This is a genomic window from Streptomyces sp. HSW2009 (assembly GCF_040240285.1).
In the GTDB taxonomy this organism is placed as follows: Bacteria; Actinomycetota; Actinomycetes; order Streptomycetales; family Streptomycetaceae; genus Streptomyces.
Genome location: NZ_JBEHZD010001172.1, coordinates 1 through 411, shown reverse-complemented (window position 1 = coordinate 411; position 411 = coordinate 1). Strand labels below are relative to the sequence as shown.

Here is a 411-nt window from a genome sequence, read left to right as displayed (position 1 = left end):
CCCCCCCCGGGGGGGGCCGCCGGTGGGGCACCCCCCCGCCCCCCGGCCCGGCCCGGGCCTCCCCCCCGCCCCCCGGACGGGATCACCGGCGAGCTGTACGTGGCCGGCGCCGGCGTCGCCACCGGCTACCTGGGGCGCACCGCGCTCACCGCCGAACGCTTCGTCGCCGACCCCTTCACGGGCGCGGGCGCGCGCATGTACCGCACCGGCGACCTGGCCAGGCAGCGCCCGGACGGCACCCTTGAGGTGGTCGGCCGCGCCGACCAGCAGGTGAAGATCCGCGGCCACCGGGTCGAGCCGGGCGAGGTGGAGGCCGCGCTGCGGGCCGAACCCGGGGTGCGGGACGCCGCGGTGGTCGCCGCCGCCCGCGCCGGCGGCCCCCCCCTGGTCGGCTACGTGGTCGCGCCCGCC

The 411-nt window shown here is 82.5% G+C and carries 1 pseudogene; it reads left to right on the top strand.

The window, feature by feature from the left end:
- Positions 1–411: pseudogene (locus AAHZ94_RS35085) on the top strand (non-ribosomal peptide synthetase); the annotation flags it as partial.